The sequence below is a fragment of the Peristeroidobacter agariperforans genome, assembly GCF_004138335.1.
GTDB classification, from domain to species: Bacteria; Pseudomonadota; Gammaproteobacteria; order Steroidobacterales; family Steroidobacteraceae; genus Steroidobacter; species Steroidobacter agariperforans.
The window spans coordinates 574,046-595,922 of record NZ_RYFW01000001.1; the positions used below are offsets into that span (position 1 = coordinate 574,046).

The 21,877-nt window shown below is 63.2% G+C and carries 15 protein-coding genes; 3 read left to right on the forward strand and 12 right to left on the reverse strand.

What is annotated here, in order from left to right; all coding sequences use genetic code 11:
• Both EK373_RS02445 and EK373_RS02450 read left to right on the forward strand, forming a co-directional pair.
• Positions 1-1,311, forward strand: coding sequence for an amidohydrolase (locus EK373_RS02445; RefSeq protein ID WP_129641156.1), 1,311 nt, complete (start codon positions 1-3; stop codon positions 1,309-1,311).
• Between the two features lie 140 nt (positions 1,312-1,451).
• A complete protein-coding gene (locus tag EK373_RS02450; RefSeq protein WP_129641157.1) occupies positions 1,452-5,264 on the forward strand; it encodes a hybrid sensor histidine kinase/response regulator in 3,813 nt (1,270 codons plus the stop codon).
• 6 nt (positions 5,265-5,270) lie between these two features.
• Here EK373_RS02450 and EK373_RS02455 read toward each other — a convergent pair whose 3' ends face one another.
• The 5 genes from EK373_RS02455 to EK373_RS02475 form a co-directional block, all read right to left on the reverse strand.
• A complete protein-coding gene (locus EK373_RS02455) occupies positions 5,271-5,543 on the reverse strand; it encodes an oxidative damage protection protein (protein ID WP_129641158.1) in 273 nt (90 codons plus the stop codon).
• A 12-nt stretch (positions 5,544-5,555) separates the two neighbouring features.
• Positions 5,556-6,176 (reverse strand): DUF2306 domain-containing protein, encoded by a 621-nt coding sequence (locus tag EK373_RS02460; protein ID WP_129641159.1) that lies wholly within the window; start codon positions 6,174-6,176, stop codon positions 5,556-5,558.
• On the reverse strand, positions 6,173-7,318 hold the full coding sequence (gene mutY / locus EK373_RS02465; RefSeq protein WP_129641160.1) for an A/G-specific adenine glycosylase: 1,146 nt from the start codon (positions 7,316-7,318) through the stop codon (positions 6,173-6,175). Before mutY ends, EK373_RS02460 begins: the two co-directional genes overlap by 4 nt.
• Positions 7,319-7,397: 79 nt before the next feature.
• A complete protein-coding gene (locus EK373_RS02470; protein ID WP_129641161.1) occupies positions 7,398-7,991 on the reverse strand; it encodes an SRPBCC family protein in 594 nt (197 codons plus the stop codon).
• Positions 7,992-8,055: 64 nt separating this feature from the next.
• Complete coding sequence (locus EK373_RS02475; protein WP_129641162.1) at positions 8,056-10,227, reverse strand: AsmA family protein; 2,172 nt, start codon at positions 10,225-10,227, stop codon at positions 8,056-8,058.
• Positions 10,228-10,475: 248 nt separating this feature from the next.
• Between EK373_RS02475 and EK373_RS02480 the strand changes: the two genes are divergently transcribed.
• On the forward strand, positions 10,476-14,147 hold the full coding sequence (locus EK373_RS02480) for a PAS domain-containing protein (RefSeq protein WP_198683023.1): 3,672 nt from the start codon (positions 10,476-10,478) through the stop codon (positions 14,145-14,147).
• Here EK373_RS02480 and EK373_RS02485 read toward each other — a convergent pair whose 3' ends face one another.
• The 7 genes from EK373_RS02485 to EK373_RS02515 all read right to left on the reverse strand — a co-directional run bounded on the left by EK373_RS02485 (position 14,148) and on the right by EK373_RS02515 (position 21,870).
• Entirely contained in the window at positions 14,148-15,101 is a 954-nt protein-coding gene (locus tag EK373_RS02485) for a diguanylate cyclase (protein ID WP_129641164.1), read from the reverse strand.
• A 191-nt stretch (positions 15,102-15,292) separates the two neighbouring features.
• On the reverse strand, positions 15,293-16,180 hold the full coding sequence (locus tag EK373_RS02490) for a DUF4097 family beta strand repeat-containing protein (RefSeq protein WP_157994194.1): 888 nt from the start codon (positions 16,178-16,180) through the stop codon (positions 15,293-15,295).
• An 8-nt stretch (positions 16,181-16,188) separates the two neighbouring features.
• Positions 16,189-16,800, reverse strand: coding sequence for a hypothetical protein (locus EK373_RS02495; RefSeq protein WP_129641166.1), 612 nt, complete (start codon positions 16,798-16,800; stop codon positions 16,189-16,191).
• On the reverse strand, positions 16,793-17,392 hold the full coding sequence (locus EK373_RS02500) for an RNA polymerase sigma factor (RefSeq protein WP_157994195.1): 600 nt from the start codon (positions 17,390-17,392) through the stop codon (positions 16,793-16,795). Before EK373_RS02500 ends, EK373_RS02495 begins: the two co-directional genes overlap by 8 nt.
• A gap of 166 nt (positions 17,393-17,558) precedes the next feature.
• Positions 17,559-18,734 carry an EAL domain-containing response regulator gene (locus EK373_RS02505; protein WP_198683024.1) on the reverse strand — a complete coding sequence of 392 codons (1,176 nt, stop codon included), beginning with the start codon at positions 18,732-18,734 and terminating at the stop codon, positions 17,559-17,561.
• A complete protein-coding gene (locus tag EK373_RS02510) occupies positions 18,724-21,123 on the reverse strand; it encodes a PAS domain-containing protein (RefSeq protein ID WP_129641169.1) in 2,400 nt (799 codons plus the stop codon). The genes EK373_RS02505 and EK373_RS02510 overlap by 11 nt, the downstream gene beginning before the upstream one ends.
• 24 nt (positions 21,124-21,147) lie before the next feature.
• Complete coding sequence (locus tag EK373_RS02515) at positions 21,148-21,870, reverse strand: response regulator (RefSeq protein ID WP_129641170.1); 723 nt, start codon at positions 21,868-21,870, stop codon at positions 21,148-21,150.
• Positions 21,871-21,877 lie beyond the last annotated feature (7 nt).

The window sequence follows — 21,877 nt, forward strand, 5'->3', positions numbered from 1 at the left end:
ATGCATCGTTCCGTAAAAATCAAAAGCATTCTCGCCGGCGGCGCACTGGCTCTCGCAATTCCCATGGTCGGCAGCGCCGATGTGGCGCCGCTGGATGTAGCGGCAAAAGCGGTCGAGCCGCGCGTAATCGAATGGCGGCGCCACTTGCACGCCAATCCCGAGCTGAGCAATCGGGAGGTGAAGACCGCGGATTTCATTGCGAAGCGTCTGAAGGCGATGGGCCTGGAAGTGAAGACTGGCATCGCTCACACCGGCGTGGCCGCACTGTTGAAGGGCGGCAAGCCGGGGAAGACCATCGCGTTGCGCGCCGACATGGATGCGCTGCCCGTCACCGAGCAAAACGATCTGCCGTTCCGCTCCAAGGTGACGACCGAATTCCGGGGCGAGAAAGTCGGCGTGATGCACGCCTGCGGTCACGACGGGCACGTCGCCATCCTGCTCGGCGTCGCCGAGGCGCTGGTCAAGATGAAGGACTCGCTGCCCGGCCAGGTGTTGTTCGTCTTCCAGCCGGCCGAGGAAGGTCCGCCCGAGGGCGAGCGGGGCGGCGCGAAGCTCATGATGGAAGAAGGGTTGTTCGGCATCGCCAAGCCCGACGCAATGATCGGCCTGCACCTGATGGCCTCGCTCAACACGGGCGTGATCGGCTACAAGGCGGGCCCGCTCATGGCGGGCTCGGACTATTTCACGATCATGGTGACGGGCGCGCAGACTCACGGCTCGCGGCCGTGGGGCGGCATCGATCCCATCACGGTGTCGGGTCAGATCATCACGGGCCTGCAGACCATCGTGTCTCGTCAGATCGACATCACCCAGGTGCCGGCGGTGATCACGGTCGGCGCGATCAAGGGCGGCATCCGTTTCAACATCATCCCCGACTCGGTGGAAATGGTCGGCACGGTTCGCAACTTCGATCGCGCCATGCGCGATGACATCGTCAAGCGCATGCAGACCACCGCCAGCAACATCGCCGAAGCCAGCGGCGCGAAGGCTGAAGTGAAGTTCCGTGCCGATGTCTCGCTGCCGCCGGTCGTCAACGACCTGGAGCTGACCCAGCGGGCGGTGCCTTTGTTCGAGCAGCTGATCGGCAAGGACAATGTGACCCAGATCAGCCTGCAGACCACGGCCGACGATTTCTCGTTCTTCGGCACCGAAGTGCCGTCGATCTACTTCTGGGTAGGCGTCACACCGCGCGACAAGGATGCGGCCAAGGTGCCGTTCAACCACTCGCCGCTGTTCTACCTCGATGAGGCCGGACTGATCACCGGCGTACGGGCGATGCTGACGCTGACTACGGATTTCCTGGCCCGCTAGCTCGGGCCGAATGCGAGTCGCGTCACAAATCCACACGAACCCGGTGGCTATCGGTCATAACGCGACATTCGTACTTGCCGCAAACTCCCCTACTGACTGTACTGCGCGCCTCGGGAGGAAACGCATCGCTGGGAGTGGCGGTGAAACAATCAAGAAACCTGCTCGCAGTCATCGCCGGACAGAGCTCGGTGGTCGCGATTCTGGTGCTGGTATTGGTACTGGCCGTCGCGGGCGCACCGTTGCTGCAACAAAAGAAGGTGGTGGCGGAGAACATCGGCACGGAAGTCGCCATTACCAAGGCCTATGCGCTCAGCGAGGCCTTGTTGTCCCATGCTGTCCCGGGACAATCGCTGGACACTTTCAATCAAGCCTTTACGGCGCGCCACTTTGCCGGCGCGCTGAGTGACGGCCACGCTGGACCGAAGGACGAGATAGCGTCGCAGGCGGTCGCGGCGCTTCGTAACAACGCCAGTCAGCCGTTTGTTCATTTCAAAGACCTGGCTGGAACGCCGCATTTGTTCTATGCCGTGCCGGACCGGGCCGGGGGCGTGCTGCTGATCGACCTGACGCTGACACGCGAGCAGGCGACCATCTATCGATTCTTCGGCCAGTCGTATCTGTCTTCCAGCGCACTGGGCTACATCCTCGTCGGACTGCTGCTGCTCGGTGTGTTCGGCTTGCGTTACTACCTGCGATCGTTGATCCAGCTGCCCGAGGGTGAACGCCGTCGGGTCATCAGCGAGGGCCTGGACGGCGCGCCCCGCAACCGTCGCAATCTGCTGCCGTGGTTGTTCGGCATTTGCGCACTGGTGTTCGCGGCCGACCTGGTCAACGTCCAGGATTCGATCATCGGCATCGGCTACGTCCTGGCGGTGATCCTGGCGCTCTCCTCGAATCGTCATTGGCACGTCGGCGTGATCGGTTTCGTGAGCGCCGTGTGTCTGCTGGTCTCGCCCATCCTCTCGTCGTATCACGGTGGCTGGTGGGCCTATCTCGAAAGCCACGCGGTCGCGGTGTTTGCAATTTTTGTTACCGCGTTCTTCGGCTCCGCCAACATGCGCAAGACGCGGGCGGAAACCTTGGCGTTGGCCGAAGCGATGCGCTCTCGCAACGAGACCGCCGAACTGCGCGCCGCGCTGGAACGCGCCGAGGCCGCCGAAAGTAACAATCGCCGCATGGTCGAGCGCATGCGCATGGCGAACGAGTCCGCCGGCCTGTCCGTCTGGGAGTGGGATGTCGCCAACGACTGGCTGGTGATCGACGAAGGCTGCCCGATGCTCAAGCGCTGCGGCGGCATGCGCGAATTCAAGGGCACGGAATATACGAGCAAGTTCGTGCACCCCGACGAACAGGCTGCATGGAACGAAATGTTTCGTCAGGCAGTGCGCAGCAATACCACGGTCATTGCCCAGCGCTATCGCATGATCGACGCCGCCGGCAAGATGCGCCACATTCAGACTCACGCCAGCATTCTACGCGACGCCCGAGGCCGGGCGGTCAGCGTGCTCGGCATCGATTGGGATGTCACCAAGGAAGAGCGGGCGAAGGAAGAAATCTCCCGCCAGGCGACCGAGATCAAGGAAGCGCAGGAACGTTTCCAGCGTGCCGTCTCCGGTACGCAGGACGCGCTGTTCGAGTTCAATCTGCAGACCGGCGAGATCTGGCACTCACCGCAGTTCCGCAAGATGCTGGGCTATGACGGCAGCGAGCGCAACGACGAAGGCCGCCCCGAAGCGTTCGTGCACCCCGATGACGGCGCCATTGTCGGCAGGGCGATGAGCGATCATCTGCAACGTCGCGTTCCGTACGACATCGAATATCGTCTGCGCAAGAAAGACGGCAATTGGTTGTGGGTGCGCTCGCGCGCCACGGCCGAGCGCGATGAAGACGATCGGCCGCTGTGGCTTGCCGGCTCGATTCACGACATCTCGCACGAACGCGCTGCTCGCGTCGCGATGGAGCGCGCCGCGGAGGAAGCCGAAGAAGCCAGCCGCGCCAAGAGCTCGTTCCTGGCCACGATGAGCCACGAGATCCGCACGCCGATGAACGGCATCATCGGCATGACCGGTTTGTTGCTGGACACTGGCCTGGATCGCGTGCAGCGTGACTACGCCGAAACCATCCGCGCGAGCGCCGACTCGCTGCTGACCATCCTCAACGACATCCTGGATTTCTCGAAGATCGAAGCCGGCAAGCTCGATATCGAGAGCATCGAGCTCGACCTGCGCTCCAACGTCGATGATGTCGGCTCCATCATGGCATTCCAGGCCGCCGCCAAGAGCCTGGAGCTGGTTGTCAACGTCCGCCCGGAAGTGCCGGAGCGAGTGCTCGGCGATCCGCAGCGCATCCGCCAGTGTTTGCTCAACCTGGTCGGCAATGCGATCAAGTTCACCCAGAGCGGCGAAGTCGTGCTGGAAGTCTGCTTGCTCGGCCGTCAGAACGGTCGCCCGCTGCTGCACTTCGAAGTGCGCGACACCGGCATCGGCATCCCACGCGAGTCGCTGGATAAATTGTTCCAGCCGTTCATTCAGGCGGACTCTTCCACGACCCGTCGCTTCGGCGGCACGGGCCTCGGCCTGTCGATCGTTCGCAAGCTGGTCGAGATGATGGGCGGCCAGACCGGCGCGCAGAGCGAAGTCGGCAAGGGCTCGACGTTCTGGTTCACGCTGCCGGTCGAAGAGCCGGCGGGGATGGGCGATTACGTGCCCGAGCACGCCGCGATTCACCGAGGCCGTCGCATCCTGCTCGTCGACGACAACGAAACCAATCGTCGCGTACTGTCGAGCCAGATGGTTCACGCCGGCTACGAAGTCGTGTCGGCCTCGCATGCTCACGAAGCACTCGCCATCCTTCGTTCCGGTCGCGGCGCATTCGATGCAGTCGTGCTCGATTATCAAATGCCCGACATGGATGGCTCCATGCTCGGCGAGCAGATCATGAACGCGCGCGACATTCCGCCGACGCGTCTGGTGTTGCTCACGTCGCTGGATCGCTCCGGTGATATGCAGCGCTTCGCAGATATCGGGTTCTCGGCTTATCTCACCAAGCCGGTGCGCACCCGCGAGCTGCTGGATTGTTTGAATCGTGCGCTGTCCCGCGGCCCCGAGGACTGGCACATGCGCAGCCAGCCCATCATCACTCGCGGCACCCTGGTCGCGAACGAAGTCAAACGGATCTATTCGGGCCGCGTACTGCTGGTCGAGGACAACGCCATCAACCAACGCGTCGCGCGCCGCTTCCTGGAACGGTTGGGCTGCGAAGTGCACGTCGTCGGCGACGGCAAGCAAGCCGTCGAGGCGTTCGAGGGCAACAGCTACGGCTTCATCCTCATGGACATGCAGATGCCGGTGATGGACGGCCTGGAAGCCACGCAGCGCATCCGCCAGATCGAAGGCGAAGAGCGTCGCACCCCGATCGTCGCACTCACGGCGAACGCGATGATGGGCACGCTGGAGCGCTGTCTCGAAGCCGGCATGGACGATTACCTCACCAAGCCGCTCGACATCTCACGTCTGCAGGACGTGCTCGATCGATTCATGGGCGCGGCCTCGTCGGACCTGGAGCCGACAGTCATCGCGTCGATGAGCCGCAACCTCGATGAATCGCTCAAGGTGCGCCTGCAGGAAGTCGCGGGCGACGATGAGGAGTTTGCGGCCGAGCTGGTCAGCGCCTTCATCATGAGCGGCGAGGAAGCCATTCTGGAGCTGCGCGCGGCCGCGCATCGGCAGGATCTCGATCAGTTAGCCCGTGCAGCTCACAAGCTCAAGGGCGCAGCAAACAACCTGCACGTGTCGCGGCTGGGATTGCTCACTGCGGACGTGGAAACCCGAGCCCGCGGCGGCGGCCGCAACGATTGGAGCGAAGAGCTGAAGATGATCTCGGCAGAGTTCGAGCGCGTCTCGGAACAGCTACGCGCGTTGCTCGACAAGCAGTGGCAAAGAAAGGCGGGCTAGGGCCTGTTACTCGCCTTCGGGTTTGAATTCCGCAGGCTTGTCCGAACCGCCGCCGAAAAAGAACTTCTCCATCTCCTCGACCAGGAACTTGCGGGCCTTCGGCTCGATGGGCGTGAGGCGATATTCGTTGAGCAGCATGGTCTGGTGCTTGAGCCAGCGCTGCCACGCCTGCTTGGAAACGTTCTCGTAAATGCGCTGCCCGAGCTCGCCCGGATAGGGCGCGTAGTCGAGCCCTTCGGCTTCGGCTCCCAGCAACACACACTTCACCATTCTGGCCATAGCGATTCCACCTTACTGCCGGCGCAGCCACATTTCGGCGGCCAGCCAGTTCAACACCCAGCTGCTCCACGCCACGATGGGGAATGCGACATCGAAGTTCAACCCGCTGACCTGCAGCAAGCCGAGCTCGAGGCGCAGAGTCACCGCGGCGAATGTGAGCGAATAATTGCGGATCATCCAGCGTCGATGCGCCACGAAATCGCGCCGGCGAGCGGACACATAGGCCTGCGCTCCGGTGTACAACCAAAACACCGCCAGAATGCCGAAGCCGATGACACCGGGGTTGCCGCCAACACTCGTCGGGGCAAAGTATAGCCCGCCCAGCGCACCGCTCAGCACCGCAACCAGATACACCCGCCCCGTCCAAACGTGGACACGCGGCCAGCGGACTCGTACGCGGCTCAAGAACTGCCACGGCCCGAGCACGACGGCAATCGCTCCGCCGAGCGTGTGCATCCAGCCAGCAATCTCAGTCGCAATGAAACGCGACTTGATGCCCGGGTGACCGTAAGCATCGATGTTCATGAACAGGATTGCATTGGCCGCGGCGAGCATCGCGCCGAGCAGCATGAATACCCAGCCCACCTGCAGCCATCGCGAGCGACTCACATCCTGTGGGGCAATCACGCTCATGGTTGACTCTGTTCTGCGAGGCCGCGAATCAAATCGACTGCGGGCTTGGCCAGGCCGATCTTCGCGGGCTGTTTTACGTCGTACCAGCAATAACGCTCGCCGTCGGCAATAGCAGGCTGTTCGCGCGCACCACGCACCAGCAGAGGCTGCAATGTGAGATCGAAGTGAGTGAATGAATGTGAGTAGGCCGGCAGCGACTGGGTTAGCAGCGACGAGTCGCCGGTGTGTCGTTCCATCCACGTGCCGGCATCTTCTCGCGTGTCGAATTGAGGAAACGTCCACAGCCCGCCCCAGATGCCCGTCGGCGGTCGACGCTCCAATAACACGGCGCCGTCGGCTCGTTGCAGAATCGCAGCATATGCCGCGCGTTCGGGGCGTTCCTTGCGGGGCTTGGGCGTCGGCAGGATGGCCTGCATCCCTTCGCGCCGAGCGACACAGAACTCGTGCATGGGACAGACCACGCACGCCGGTCGTGAGCGGACGCAAACCGTCGCGCCCAGATCCATGATGGCTTGCGTGTAGTGAGCCACTCGTTGTGCCGGCGTGCAGTCATCGGCGATCGACCATAGCTCACGTTCCACCGCAGTCTCGCCCGGAAAGCCTTCGATGCCGAAGCAGCGAGTGAGCACGCGTTTGACGTTGCCGTCGAGAATGGGGTGCCGTTGGGATCTGGATATCGCCAGGATGGCGCCGGCGGTCGAGCGGCCGATGCCCGGCAAGGATTGAACCGCGTCGAGCGTCTGCGGGAACTCACCGCCATGCTCAGCGACGATGGTTCTCGCGGCCTTGAGCAAATTGCGCGCTCTGGCGTAGTAACCCAGGCCCGTCCACAGATGCAGCACTTCATCGTCAGCGGCGGCGGCAAGCGCCCGCACATCCGGGAAGCGTTGCATGAAACGCTCGTAGTAAGGAATGACGGTGGCCACCTGAGTCTGTTGCAACATGATCTCGGAGACCCAGACGCGATAGGGCGTAATCTGCTGCTGCCAAGGCAGATGCTTGCGACCGTGAACGTCGAACCAAGCCAGCAAAGTGCTGGCGAATTTTTCGCCAGCGGGGCGAGCCGCGGCGGCTCGGCCACGCTCGGTGGCGTCCGACAGGGTCAACTGATTGGCGATGGCGGGCTTGGCGGCAGCTGGCATGTCGGAATGATGCCATGACGGCGCGGCACACGGAGCACGTGTCGTGGCCTCCATGAGGCCACGACAAGCCGCCAGCGGATCAAGGCGTCGTAACCGCCGGGTCTTTGGCTTTTTGCTCGACGCTCATGAACAGATCCCGGGTCTCGTTCTCCAGCGTCCGCAGCAGCATGCGCCGCCCGCCGAGGGGCGGCACCCAGAAGCCGGGAACGACGCTAGTCACATACTTCACTCGGGTCGCCCCGTGGTGTCCGGTGGAAAGCTCGCTGCGCGTCTCGCTGAATCTCACGTCGCTGCGCGCAGGGTCGGCGACTGCCAGCAGGGTGTACTTGGACTCCTGCACGCGCTCGACGCGAGTGACATTCCGGCAGAACCAGCCGAAACAAACTTCGACTGTCGTTTCCAGGGTGACGCTATCCGGCGCGGGCCGCTCCAGGATCTTGGCCTCGAGAATGCGATGGTTGAGGGAGGGATAGTCGGCGTAGTTCCGCAATACCTCATCGACGCGATCGATGGGCGCGTCCAGCGTAACGACCAGCTCGTACCTGAAGTGCTTGTCGACGTAGCGAGCTTCGCTGCGCTCGATGTTGAAGGCGCTCGCAGCGGGCGCTGACAACAGCAGCGCCGCGGCGAACAGAGCATGACGATGCGACCAACGTGACTGCGAAGCTGCCATCCCGCGACTCGGAAACATGTGCGCGACACTCACAGCATAAGTCGCCCGCCATGGCGCTTTAGTTTCAACGCTTGAACAAATCCTTGAGCTTGTCCTTCAACTTCTCCTCGACCTTGTCCCGTTCCTTGTCGACCCGCTGCTTGAGCTCGTTCTTCAGGTAGCCCTCCAGATCGGGGCGCACCTTCGGATCGCTGAGCGAGCCGGTGATTTTCACCGGGATTTCCGCATCGACCAGGTCCTGCACTTGCGCGGCGTCGGCGCTTTCGCGCGGGATCTTCAGCACCGCCGCGATCAGCTTGTAGTCGAGCGTGCTGGCCGGAATATCGACCGTGCCCTGCCCCGTCACCTTCAGATACTGCATGGCGACGTTCAAGTCATTGTTGGACAGCACGCCGTTCTTCATCACACCGCTGCCCGTCAGCGCGGTGAATGGCGTGCGCGCCGGGCCGCTGCGTTCCGGAACCGCCTGCTGTTTCAACACGGCGCGGGCGCGGCGGATTTCATACCAAAGATCCGTGCCTTCGAGCGCGCCGTCGGCCACTTTGAAATCCACTGTGCCGCCGAGCGTCTTCATCACGTCGTCGGTGTTCTTGCCGGAGCCGGCCAGCTTGATATTCGCGGTGCCCTTGCCCGAGACGCGATCAGTCTCGAAGAAGTCCTTGAACAAGGGTGCGAAGTCGACGCCGCTGATGTGCTCATCGAGCGTGATGCGGGCCACGTCGCTGGTCGCATCGATGCCGATGTCGCCGCTGTAATTGCCGCCGTACATCGAGGCTTGCGAGGGATTGAAGCGCACCTTGCCGTCACGCGCATTCACCCCGAGTTTCAACTTGGTGAACTTGATGCCAGCGAAAATCGCCTCGCCTACTTGCAGCTGACCGCGCGCGTTCAACGTCCGCAGCATCTCCACCGGAATCGGCGTCGGCGGCTCGTCGGCGGCGGCCTTTGTTGGCTGCTCGACCGGCGGCGGCAGGTAACGATCGGCGTCGATGCGATCCACATTCAGATCGAAGCGCAGCGCCTTGGCGTCGAAGTCGGCGACGCCGAGCATGCCCTTCGCGATCGTGTCGTCGAGTTGCAGAACGATGTCGCCCACTTCAGCGCTCGATTTGGTCAGCGACACGGCGCCGGAGAAACTCAGCTTCTCGAACACCTTCGGATCGGTGGTCGCGGGCAGCGACACTCCGAGCCTCGGCGCCCAGGTGCGCAGCGACAGTTGATCGAGCTTGAGCGGCCCGGTCAGCGCCGGCGCGTCCAGGATTTCCTTGCCGGTGAGCGAGCCGGTCAGGTGGCCGCCGGCCAGGTCCAGATCGAGGCCGGTGAGCTCGAGCGTCTGTGCGGCGAGGTTCGCGTTGAAATCTTTCGCTTGCAGGATGACGGGCACGCCGGCGCTCGGCAAGCCTTCACCCTTCCACGTCGTGTTCACAGTTAACGCCTCGAGCCGATACAACTCCTTCGCGACATCGGCGCTCAATGCATTGGCGGTGATCTTGACCGGAATGCCTTCCTGCGGATAACCCTGCCCGGTGATCGTGACATCGATCTGCGGCTTCGCCAGCCGGTGCGCGTTGGCCTCGAGATCCGCTGTCACCGTGGTAGCAAGCTTCACCTTCGCGGACAGCGACGGTTCCTGATCGAGCACGAAGTCGGTAGTCAGATCGAACGGCTCGCCCGATGCGAGGCGACCGGTCTTCAGGTTGAAGTCACGCACCACGCGGCGCGTTTTCTCCTGGCGATTCTCCATGGTGACCGCCGCGTCCTCGATCTCGAGGCCGGCGATGGTCGGCACTTCCATCGATTTGTCGTCGGCAGGTGGCGGCGTGGTTTCTGCTTTCTGCTCGCCCAGGTCGGCCCAGTTGTTACGACCCTGCTCATCGGTGATGAGCCTGATCCGCGCACCGGCCAGGCGAACGTCGCCGACTTCGATCTTGCCCTGGATCAGCGGCAGCAACCGCACGCCCACGCGCGCTTCCTGAATGGAAACGAACGGCTCGTCGCCGAAGCCGGGCGCGTCGCCCAGGCTGGCGGGACCGGCCTTGAGCGCCAGCCATGGAAATATCGACAGGTGCAGATCGCCGCTCAGAGTCAGCTGCCGGCCGGTCTTGCTCTCGACGATGCGCTCGATGTCGTCGCGATAATCGTTGGGATCGACGAACAACACCACCGCCAGCAGCACCACGACGATCAGCGCCACGATGCTGCCGACCACGATCCCGGCGATCTTCAATGCCCGCATGTCTGCTCCTTTGTGAGCAAGGTCACAAGCTACGGGATTCTAACAGCCGGGATGGGGGACTAGTTCAGCCAGAGTCGCGCCTGAAGGCTGAACGTGTCGAAAGGGCCTCGGCCACTTTCGACCCGAGAACTACGTCACGGTGAGGGGGTTAAGGCCATCCCTGAAAATCCGATGGGACGGGCAGGCTTCCTTGTCCCCTGCCGATACAGATGGTGAGGTGGCTCCCCGGCAATCGGCTTTGCGGATCAATGGCTCAGTTCGACGTTACACACCTGGCCAGCATTGCGCTCGGCGCCCTCGTGGGCGCGGCAGCGCTCTGGGCCTATTGGCGTGTCCGGGGCGGACGGCGCCCGTCTGACGGGCTCGAGGAAGACGCTCTGCGCGCCGAGCTGAAGCTCGCTACTGACATCGCCGGCATTGGCGTGTGGCGTCTGGACCTGGCCACTCGGCGGGTCCTCAGCGATCCCACTCTGCAACGCATGCTCGGTATCGGCGCGGTGCTCGAGGACGGCATGTTGCCCGTGCATCCCGACGACCGCGAGCGCACCGGCCAGGAGATCAACGCGCAGACCGACGGCCCCAACCAGGGCGGCTCGGTGCGAACTAGGATCATGCACCCGGACGGCAGGATTCGTCACATTCAAACTCACTTCCGCAAGCTGCCTCACAGCAGCCCGGCACATCCGCGCGGCGAGTTGATCGGTGTTACCCGCGACATCACGGATGAAGTGGAGCACGCCTCGCGACAGCAGATGCTCGCTGTGCGACTCAACATGGCGACCGAAGCCGCCGGCATCAGCTGCTGGGAAATCGACTCCAAAGCGCGCCGCTTCGCCTGGATCGAGAATCCGTTGTGCGGCATCTTCGGCGACACGCCCGATCTGTCGCTGGATGTATATCTGGACAAGCTGCACCCCGACGATCGCGCCGAGATCGAAGCCGTGGTGGCGCAGGCTCACGCCAGAGGTGCAGAGCGCATCTCCTATCGTTACCGCATTCGCGGCGCCGACGGCCGGCTGCTGAACATGCAAACGCACGCCCGCGTGCTCAGCACCGACGACGGCTATGTGCGTTTGCTCGGCGTCTCGTGGGACATCACCAAAGAAATCGAAGCGGCCGATCGCCTGCAACAGCAGACGCAGATGCTGCGCGATGTCGAAAAGCGCCTGGAACGCGCGTCGTTGTCCAGCTCCGAAGGGCACTGGGAAAAGGACCTGGTGCACGGGAGCACGTGGTTCTCATCGAGCTATCACGCGCTGCTGGGTTACGAGGATGGCGAGCTCGAACCCACGCCGGCGCAGGTCGAGGCGCTGGTTCACCCGGAAGACATCGGCCGAGGGCGAGAATCGTTGTTACATCATGTGGAACGCGGCGAGCCGTTCGACGTCTCGCTGCGCCTGCGAATGAAGAACGGCCAGTATCGCTGGTTCCGTCATCGTGGCATGGCCGAGCGCGACGAGCAGGGCCTCGCCGTGTTGGTGGCCGGCTCGATTCAAGACGCTCACGAACAAAAGCTCGCCGAAGATGCGCTGCGACTCACTCAGCAACGCCTGGAGCGCGCCATCAACGGTACGCAGGACGGCCTGTGGGAAATGGATGCAGACGGCTCCTCCTGGCATTCGCCGCGCGTCGCCGAGCTGCTGGGCTACGAAGTTTCGGAGCTGCCCACCGGCGCAAACTTCCTCAAACAATGCCTGCACCCCGATGACGCCGACGCGGTCGCGAACGCCACGCGCCTGCACTTCCAGCAGCGCCGGCCGTACGACGTCGAGATTCGGCTGCGTACTCGATGGGATGAGTATCGTTGGTATCGCGCTCGCGCGACTGCTGAACGCGATGCGCACGGCCGGCCGTTGCGACTCTCAGGCTCGCTGCAAGATGTGACCGAAGCTCGCTCGGCGCGAGAAGCACTGTTGCGCGCGACCGAAGCTGCCGAAAGCGCCAACCGCGCGAAGAGCGAATTCCTCGCGAACGTCAGTCACGAGATTCGCACGCCGATGAACGGCATCATCGGCATGACCGGCCTGTTGTTGGAAGGTCCGCTCAACCGCACTCAGCGCGACTACGCGGAGACCATCCGATCGAGCGCCGACTCGCTGCTGATCGTGATCAACGACATTCTGGATTTCTCCAAGATCGAAGCCGGCAAGCTCGACATCGAAGCGCTGGAGCTGGATCTGCGCAACACGGTGGAAGAAGCCGCGGTAATGCTGGCTTTCCAGGCCGCTGCGAAGAACCTCGAATTGATCGTGCACATTCATCCGGACGTGCCGGATCGAGTCGTCGGCGATCCGCAGCGCATCCGTCAATGTTTGCTCAACCTCATCAGCAATGCGATCAAGTTCACCCGCGAAGGCGAGATCGTCATCGAGGTGAGCAGCGTCGATTGGGGCGACGGCCGTCAGCGCGCTCGTTTCGAAGTGCGGGACACGGGCATCGGCATCGCGGCCGGCACGCTGCAGAACTTGTTCCAGCCGTTCGTCCAGGCGGATTCCTCGACCACGCGTCACTTCGGCGGCACCGGGCTCGGATTGTCCATCGTGCGCCGTCTGGTGCAAATGATGAGCGGCGAAGTCGGCGCGCAGAGCGAGCTCAACCAAGGCTCGCGTTTCTGGTTCGCGTTGCCGCTGTCCGCAGCACAAGTCCAAGCGTTGCCGGCACCGGCGCCTGCACTGGTTCTCACCCGCGTGGGCCGACGCGTCCTCGTCGTCGACGACAACGAAACCAATCGTCGCGTCATCGCCGGTCAGCTCATGCACGCGGGCTTCGAAGTAAGCCTCGCCGCCGGCGGCATCGAGGCGATGACCCTGTTACACACCGCGGCCGTCGATGGCCAGCCGTTCGAGGTGGTCCTTGCCGATCACCGCATGCACGACATGGACGGCGCGACGCTCGGCGAACGCATCAACGCCGATGCGCAGCTGTCGCAAGCGCGCCTCGTGATGCTCACATCGATGGACGGACACGGCGACATCCATCGCTTCGCGGCGCTCGGCTTCGCTGCCTATCTCACCAAACCGATTCGAGCCCGCGAGCTGCTCGAATGTCTCGATCGCGTGCTGGCGCACGACGCCAAGCAGTGGCACATGCAGAGCCAGCCGATCGTGACTCGTAACACGCTGGCGGCGCATATCACCGCAGCCTATCGCGGCACCGTGCTGTTGGTGGAAGACAACGCGGTCAACCAGAAAGTCGCGGTGCGTTTCCTGGAGCGCATGGGCTGCACGGTGCGGGTCGCAGACAACGGCGTCGAAGCCGTGCGCGCCTGCGAAGAAACAATGTTCGATCTGATACTCATGGACCTGCAGATGCCGGTGATGGATGGCCTCACCGCGACGCTGCGCATCCGCGAACGCGAAACTGGCGACGGCCGCCCGCATGCGCCCATCGTGGCGCTCACGGCGAATGCCATGGCCAGTCAGCTGGAGCGCTGCATGGAAGCGGGCATGAGTGCATTCCTCACCAAACCCCTGGAAATCCCGCGCTTGCACGAAGTATTGACCAAGTTTGGCCTGCGTATCACGGCCGAGGAGACATCTATGGCGCAAGCCGATGCCGCGGCAAACGTGCCGGTACATTTGTCACGGCTCAACGAGCTGACCGATGGCGATCCGGAATTCACCCGAGAGCTGGTGGAGACATTCATCGCCAGCGGCGAACAGGCGTTGGATGAAGCGCGCGCCGCGCTGGCGGCTCTCGATCGCAGTGGCCTGAGCCGTATCGCGCACAAGTTGAAAGGCGCTAGCGCAAATGTGCACGCCGAGCCGTTGCGCAATCTGTCGCACACATTGGAGGCGCAAGCCTCGAGTCTGGATCAGCAGCGATTGGGCGAGCTGGTTGCGCAGCTGGCGATGGAATTGGAACGCGCGAAGGAATTCCTGACTCAGTACGCACCGGGCCCGATGGCCAAGGCGGGCTGATCAGTCCTGGAATTCGGTGGTGATGCGATTCCGGCCAGCAGCCTTGCTGGCATAAACACCGGCGTCACAGCGCGCCATCAGGCTGTCGAGGGTTGCACCCTGCGGCACTTTATCCCGCCAACCGGACACGCCAAAGCTGGCGGACACCGTGAATTCCTGACCGGGCGCTTTGAACGGCTGTTCGGCGATATGTTTACGCAGATGCTCGGCCGCGTTGGCGGCGTTCGCGACATTGGTCTCCGGCAGCACGATGACGAATTCCTCGCCGCCGTAGCGGGCGATCCAGTCGCTGGAGCGCACGCCGGACTTGAGTGCGCTGCCGAACCACTTCAGCACTTCGTCGCCGGTCAGGTGGCCGTAGGTGTCGTTGATCTTCTTGAAGAAGTCGACGTCGCACATGATGGCGGCGAGCTGGCGGCCATAGCGGGCCGCGCGATCGATCTCTCGCGGCAGTTGTTCCATCAAATAACGACGGTTGTATACGCCCGTCAGCGGGTCCGTGATCGACAGCCGCCGATTCTCTTCATTCGCAGCGCGCAGCGAACGTTCCAGCGTGACGATGCGGCGGCCGGTATTGAGCCGGGCGATCAGCTCCGGCTCGACCACGGGCTTGATCAGATAATCGTCGGCGCCCGATTGCAGGCCCGCGACCAGGTGCTCGATGGCATCGCGCGAGGTGAGCAGAATGATGTAAGTGTAGCCGCGCTCCTTGGAGCGCAAGGCCCGGCACAGCGCCACGCCGTCCATTTCCGGCATTTCCCAGTCGGTGATCATCAACGGGAAATCGCCCTGTTCCAGCTTGGCGAGCGCCTCGCGGCCGTTGGCCGCCATCTCGACCTCATAACCGCCGCGCTTGAGCAGCCGCGCCATGATCAGGCGCTGCGTCGGCTCGTCATCGACGAGCAGAATCCGCCAGGCCGGTTGTGCGGAGGTGTCGGAGGGGGTTGCAGACATCGCCGGGGATCGTACCCGGTGACGGCTTCTGCCGCAAAGCGCAGCTGCGGCACTCAATCACATTTGCGGCCATCCCCAAGGCGGGTTACGGCGCGGCCCTTATCCCAAGTTAGCATACGACCTGCGACCGCGTCCGCCGTTGCCGAATCATCGCGCGGTGGGTGCGAACGAGGTCACATTCCCTTGCCCGTCTAACGCTTACAGATCATCACACCGCCGTTGAGCGTTTTGACCCGCACGCGGCCGTCGCCCTTGCCTTCCGTGAAGCGCAGCTCGTTGCCGGGACCGTATTCCCGGCTGCGGCTCGGCTTGGGCCCGAAGCAGTTGTCGATATCGCCATTGAACGTTTCAATATCGAACTCGGCGTTGACCTGACCGCGCAAATTGAAATGCAGGTCGCCGTTGATCGCTTCGGCATCGATGCGCACATCGTCGCCCAGCGCGGCGGTCAGATTCAGATCGCCGTTGGTCGTCTTGATCCGGCCGCGATCGAGGCGGTCGAGCGCTACCGTCATATCGCCGGATACGGTATTCAGATCCAGCTCCGGGCCGCCCTTGTTGATTTGCAGATCGCCGCTGACCGTGGTGGCTCGCACCAGGCCTTTGCCCTCGCCTTGCGCCCGGATGTCGCCGCTGACGGTCTTCACTTCCAGATCGCCCGGACCGAAATCGGTCTCGATGCGGCCGCTGACCGACTGCAGGCGCTGCGATCCACGCACGCTCTTGATCATCTGATCGGCGCTGACTGTGTTGATGATCAAGCCGCTGCCCTGAGGCACTCGGATTCGCAGATCGCTCGAGCCGGACGAGCTGCTGCCCCGGGGCAGCACGACCTTGATCAAGGTGCGCTGGCCGTCGCTGCGGAAATCCAGCCGCTCGACGCTGCTGCCGAGCTCGCCGTCGACTTTCACTTCGGCGCGATCCCAGCCGGTGACTTCGACCGTGCCCGCGACATTGACGATTTCCACTTCGCCGCGCGCATCGGCCGGCAGAGTTTTGGAAATTTCTTCGGCACCGGCGTGCGATGCCGCCGCCGTCAGCATGGCGATGGCCAAGGCAGCTCGCAGCGCTGCTGACATGGGGGCGTTCATAGATCGGTCCTCACGGGATGGGAAACGGGCACTTCGCTAACGTCGGCGAGCAGTTGCAGCTCGCGCTGATAGGTGGACATCAACAGATCCTGCAACAGCGGATCGGATGGATTCTCGGCCAGCGTCGCGGAGATCTCGTTGGCCGCGTGCCGCAGATCGGCGAGGTTGCGTTCCAGCTTGGCGCGAGTCGATGGCGGCAGCGTCTTCATGCGTGCCTCGAAGCGCTGATCCAGCTCGGAGCGGGCCTTCATATAATCGGCGCCCAGCGCCTCGGTGCCGAAGCTCACCGGCATTGCATTCAGCGGTGCAGTGGCCGTCGGCACGGGCTGCTGTTGAGCGACCTGCACGGCGGCGTCCTTCTCCATGGAATTGCGCGTAACGACAAACGTAGTGAGGGACGTGGCGAGCACAAGAAGCACCCCCGCGGCCATCTGAAACCAGCGCGTCGATGAGAAATGCACGACCGGCGCGCTGTCGGTGACGATGGGCGTCTTGCCGATCTCGGCTTGAATGCCCTGCCACAGATCGCGCTCGGGCTGCACGTCCTTCGGCAGGGCCGCCAGCATCTGGCTCAACGGATCGTCAGGCTTGTTGGATTGATTACTCATCGTCCGCCTCCGCCGCCAGGCTCATGCGCTCGCGTAACAACTTTCGTCCGCGGTGCAGTTGCGCCTTGCAAGTGCCGACTGCGATGCCAAGCATGTCGGCGCATTCTTCGTGGCTGTAACCGTACACAGCCTGCAATACCACCACGTGACGCGCGCCCTCGGGCAAGGTGGCGAGTGCGCGCTCCAGATCCATCACTTCGCCGGCGTCGTGCTCTCTGGCGCCGTCGCCCGGCTCTGCGGTGGCATTCTCGATCGCATCTTCGTTGGATTCGGAGCGCGTGCCGTGATTCCGGCCATGGCTCAGCACCTCGTTCACCGCGATCCGGTGCAGCCAGGTGCCGAAGGAGCTGCGGCCTTCGAAGGCCTGCAGGCTCCGCCACGCTCTGATGAATGTCTGTTGCACACAATCCTCCGCCACGTCCCGCCGCCGCGTCATCCGCAGGCACAGGCCCATTACCTTGCCGCTATGGGTGCGATACAGGCGCTCGAAGGCGCGCGTATCGCCACCCCGGGCAGCCGTAACCAGGCTCGCGTCGGAGAGCAGGGGGTCCGCTACTGGGACCGATTCATTGGCGCCAGCGCCGTATTGCAAGTTCGCCCTCTCCACTCCGTTCGCGTGTTACGTCCGCCTTTGTTGAGTTCGATGCGGCGCGTACCCGGAAGGTTTAACTCAGGGGTAGTCGGTTGATTACCTGAGTAAGAGCTTAACAGTAATGGGTTTTGTCAGAATCCGCCGGCATGGAGGCTGCCGGCGCGGGTCATTTCTGCTTGCTGTTCCACTCGCGGACGGCGATTTCCAGGGCCGTGCCGGCCATGGGACGGCCGATGAAGTAGCCCTGGGCGCGGTCGCAGCCGACCGAGTCGAGGAAGTCGAGGACTTCCTGGGATTCGACACCCTCGGCGCAGGCCGTCAAGCGCAGCTTGTGAGCGAGCAGCACCATGGTCTCGACCATCGTCCTCGCGTCTTCGTGAGCAAACACGTCCCGGACGAAGGAGGTGTCGATTTTCAGCTCGCTGAACGGCATCAGATACAGCTGTTTCAGGGACGAATAGCCCGTGCCGAAGTCATCGATGGACAGGCCGAAGTTCTTCACGCGCATGCGGGTGAGCACGTCCATGGTCGTGCCCGGATCGAACATGGCTGCGCTCTCGGTCACTTCGAAAATAATGCGTCGTGCATCGGCGCCGACCTGCGTCGCCATGCGGGCGACCTGATCGGGGAACGCGAGGTCGTTCAACAGCTGTGGGGAGAGATTGATCGCCACCGATAACTGCAGGCCAACGGCATCCCAGGCCCGGCATTGCGACAGCGCCGTTTCCAGCACCTGCTCGGTGAGCCGGCGGATCAGGCCGTTCTTCTCGGCCAGAGGAATGAAACGCACCGGCGACACGAAGCCCAGCGACGGATGATTCCAGCGCGCCAGCGCTTCGACGCCTTCGACGATCCAGCGATTGGGCGCGAGACGCGTCGCCTTGGGCTGGTAGTGAACGATGATTTCGCGCTTATCGAGCGCGGCGGTCAGCGCCGCGGCGCTGATCGGCGTATCGCTGCTCAAACATTGGCGCAGCGTCGCTTCGAGATCCGCGAGCAGGATCGGCTTTTGAAGCGCGCCCAACATCTGCAGGCCATGGGCCTTGCCGATCTGTTGAGCCGTCTGCAGCACGCGCTGATCCATGCCGCTGGCGACCAGAATCTGCGCCTTGCTGCCGCGCTCGCCCAGATAACGCAACAGCTCGATGCCATCGGCGCCGGGCATCTGCAGATCGAGCACTACGACCGAGGGCTGGAACTCCTGCACGGCGCGTCGGAACGCTTCCGGATCGGTGACACCCTTGGATTCGAAGCCAAGACCGGCCGCAGCCTCCGAGATGAACTCGCAGAGGTCGGGCTGATCGTCGATGACCAGCAGTTTGTTGGATTGATCAGGCGACACGAGCCTCCCTATCGAGGACATGGCGAATCCGCATAGCCAGATCTTCGTTGCGATAGGGTTTATGGATTACATCCGACGACGTGAGCCCCGCAGTCCCCGCGAGCACGGCGTTGTCGGCATAGCCAGTAGTAAAGAGCACATCGATGTCCGGGCGCAATTCACGCGCGCGCTTGGCCAGCGCCGGCCCGAGCATGCCGCCGGGCATCATCACATCGGTGAACAACAGATCGATGCGTTCCGGTCCGGAAAGAATGCGCACGGCCGCCGCGCCATTGGCAGCAGCGAGCGCGCGATAACCAAGCTGAGTCAGTGCGGTCACGACGGTGTCGCGCAGGTCGGCGTCGTCCTCGACCACCAGAATGGTCTCGGTGCCGCCCGGCGCAGCCCGCGTGACGATCGTGTCTTCGCGAGCCGATTGTTCCTCCTGCGAGCGCGGCAGGAAGATGGACACCGTCGTGCCGATGCCCACCGTGCTTTCGATGGTGGCGATGCCGCCGGCCTGCTCGGCGAAGCTGTGGACCATCGCCAGGCCCAGGCCGCTGCCCTTGCCCGATTCCTTGGTCGTGAAGAACGGCTCGAACACGCGCTTGAGCACTTCCGCTTCCATGCCGACGCCGTTGTCGTTGACGCTGATGGCGACGAAGTCGCCCGGCTCGATCGACGGATACTCGGCGCAGAATTTGGCGTCCAGCGTGACGTTCTGAGTGCGCACCGTGAGGCGGCCGCCCTGAGGCATGGCGTCGCGCGCATTGATGGCAAGATTCAAGATCGCGTTCTCGAACTGGCCCGGATCGGCGCTGGTGTGCCACAGATCATGAGCCTGAATCATACGCACTTCGATGGATTCGCCAATGGTGCGCTGGACCAGCTCGCTCAAGCCCGACAGCTGACGATTCAAATCGAGCACCGCCGGCTCGAGGATCTGCCGACGCGCGAAGGCGAGCAAACGACGCGTGAGATCGGCGCCACGCGCAGCGGCACGCATGGCTGTGTGAACTTTTCTCGCCAGGGTCGGCGTCTCGGCGACGCTGCGATCGAGCAACTGCAAGTTGCCGATGACCACGCCGAGCAGATTGTTGAAGTCGTGCGCGATGCCGCCGGTGAGCTGGCCGATCGCTTCCATCTTCTGCGCCTGCATGAGGCGCCCTTCGAGACGCTTCTGCTCGGTGAGGTCGTGGACGATGGAGAAGAAGCCGAGCACTTCGCCGTTCGGGCCGGTCTGCGGCACGAAATGGTTCTGCCATTCGCGATGGCGGCCGTTGCGCACGCCACTCTGCGTGACGCGGACGAATTCGCCGGCCATGACTTTCTTGATCAGCGGATCGACTTCGGCGAACTGCTCGTCGCTGATGCTGTCGCGTAACGGCCGGCCGAGCACCGCATCGGCGGGCTGTGCGACCCATTCTTCGAGCGCCTTGTTGACGTACGTGACGATCATGCTCGAGTTGACGTAGGTCACCGGCGTCGGCACGGCGTTCAAGGTGAGCTCGAAGAAATCGCGCGTCTCGCGCAGCTTGCGCTCGGCGCTGACCAGGTCGGTTACGTCCTGGATCGTGCCGTGCAGACGCACTGTGTTGCCGCCGCGACGCTCGGCTTTGACGATGCTTCTCACCCACAGCTGGCGGCCGCGCGCGCTGGTCATTCGTAACAGCAGATCGGACGGCAGGCCGGCATCGATGGCCATGCGCTCGGCGCTCTGCATCTTCAAGCGGTCTTCGGGATGAAAGAAGGCACGGTGCGCTTCGACATCGATCAGGTGCCCGACCGGCAGGTCGTGGATGGCGTACAGCGCCTCGGTCCAGTGCAATTGTTTGCTGGTGACGTCGTATTCCCAGCCGCCGATCTTGGCGGTGGCCTGCATGTCCTTGAGCAGGTTGTCGAGCCGTACGCGCTCGCCGATGTCACGAAACACCAGCACGGTGCCGACCGACGCGCCTTCTTCGGTCACCGGCAGGATTTTGTATTCGACCGGACGGAAGGTGCCGTTTTTCCGGCGCAACAACGCGCCGACGCCGCGCATGATGTCGGTCGTGTAACGCACGCGACGGACCGGATCCGTGCGCGAATCGCCGTCCTCTTGAGTATTGATGAGCACGCGATAGTCGAGGCCGGTCAGCTCCTCGGTCTCGTAACCGAGCATCTTCGCCGCCGCCGGATTGGCGTAACGGACGTGACCGACGTTATCGAGCTCGAGCACACCCTCGCCCGAGCCCTCGACGATCGATTGATTGCGTCGATTGGCGGCAGTGAGTTGGGCGTGGCGGCGGCGCAGCCGGCTGCGGAGCTTGCCCAGCAACGCGAGGGAAATAATCGCCGGCACCAGGCCGAGGGCGACGCCCACGGCCAGGCTGACGAGATTCCCGCCGAGCAGTCCTTGCAATGAGTTCATTATTGCGCGGTCGTGCGCGAGCTCTTAAGGCTTCGCGCCCGGCTCCCTCCCGGCATACCAGTTGACCGCGTATTGCATCAGTTGGGCCGAAGTGCGCAACGAGAGCTTGCGCTTGATGCGTTGACGATGCGACTCCACGGTCTTCACGCTGAGATTCAAGGCTTCTGCGGTCTGTCGGGTCGACAGGCCCTTGCCGATCATGTGCAGCACCTGCAACTCACGATTGGTCAGGCTGTCGACCGGATTCGACGAGATGTACGCCCCACCCGAGGCGAACTTCTCGATCATGCTGTTGCCGACGGCTTCGCTCACATAGATGCCGCCATCGAGCACGCGCCGGAGCGCGATCAGGAACTGGTCCGAGGCCGCCTGTTTCATGATGTAACCATTCGCGCCCGCCGACAGCATGCGCTCCGCATAGATCGCTTCGTCGTGCATGGACAACACCAGCAGAGGCAGCGCCGGATAATGAGCGCGCGCGTCCTTCACCAATTCCAGGCCGTCGCCCTGCTTGAGCGACACGTCCACGATCACGGCATCCGGCTCCTGCTCGCGAATCATCGACTTTGCTTCGCGGGCCGTCTCGGCCTCACCGCACACTTCCAGATCCGCCTCCGCCTCGATCAATCGCCGCAGTCCCTGACGCACGATGGGATGGTCGTCGACGATCAGCACGCGGCGCTTCTGGTCCTTGGACACACCGGGGGGCTTATGTGCCGGTTTGAACAGAGAAGGCCCAACGCTCATTGCACTC

What these genes read in the sequence shown, in the direction of transcription:
- EK373_RS02445 (WP_129641156.1), top strand. Translation starts at nt 1, where the DNA reads ATGCATCGTTCCGTAAAAATCAAAAGCATTCTCGCCGGCGGCGCACTG.
- EK373_RS02455 (WP_129641158.1), bottom strand. Translation starts at nt 5,543, where the DNA reads ATGGCCAGAATGGTGAAGTGTGTGTTGCTGGGAGCCGAAGCCGAAGGG.
- EK373_RS02460 (WP_129641159.1), bottom strand. Translation starts at nt 6,176, where the DNA reads ATGAGCGTGATTGCCCCACAGGATGTGAGTCGCTCGCGATGGCTGCAG.
- mutY (WP_129641160.1), bottom strand. Translation starts at nt 7,318, where the DNA reads ATGCCAGCTGCCGCCAAGCCCGCCATCGCCAATCAGTTGACCCTGTCG.
- EK373_RS02470 (WP_129641161.1), bottom strand. Translation starts at nt 7,991, where the DNA reads ATGGCAGCTTCGCAGTCACGTTGGTCGCATCGTCATGCTCTGTTCGCC.
- EK373_RS02475 (WP_129641162.1), bottom strand. Translation starts at nt 10,227, where the DNA reads ATGCGGGCATTGAAGATCGCCGGGATCGTGGTCGGCAGCATCGTGGCG.
- EK373_RS02480 (WP_198683023.1), top strand. Translation starts at nt 10,476, where the DNA reads ATGGCTCAGTTCGACGTTACACACCTGGCCAGCATTGCGCTCGGCGCC.
- EK373_RS02485 (WP_129641164.1), bottom strand. Translation starts at nt 15,101, where the DNA reads ATGTCTGCAACCCCCTCCGACACCTCCGCACAACCGGCCTGGCGGATT.
- EK373_RS02490 (WP_157994194.1), bottom strand. Translation starts at nt 16,180, where the DNA reads ATGTCAGCAGCGCTGCGAGCTGCCTTGGCCATCGCCATGCTGACGGCG.
- EK373_RS02495 (WP_129641166.1), bottom strand. Translation starts at nt 16,800, where the DNA reads ATGAGTAATCAATCCAACAAGCCTGACGATCCGTTGAGCCAGATGCTG.
- EK373_RS02510 (WP_129641169.1), bottom strand. Translation starts at nt 21,123, where the DNA reads ATGAACTCATTGCAAGGACTGCTCGGCGGGAATCTCGTCAGCCTGGCC.
- EK373_RS02515 (WP_129641170.1), bottom strand. Translation starts at nt 21,870, where the DNA reads ATGAGCGTTGGGCCTTCTCTGTTCAAACCGGCACATAAGCCCCCCGGT.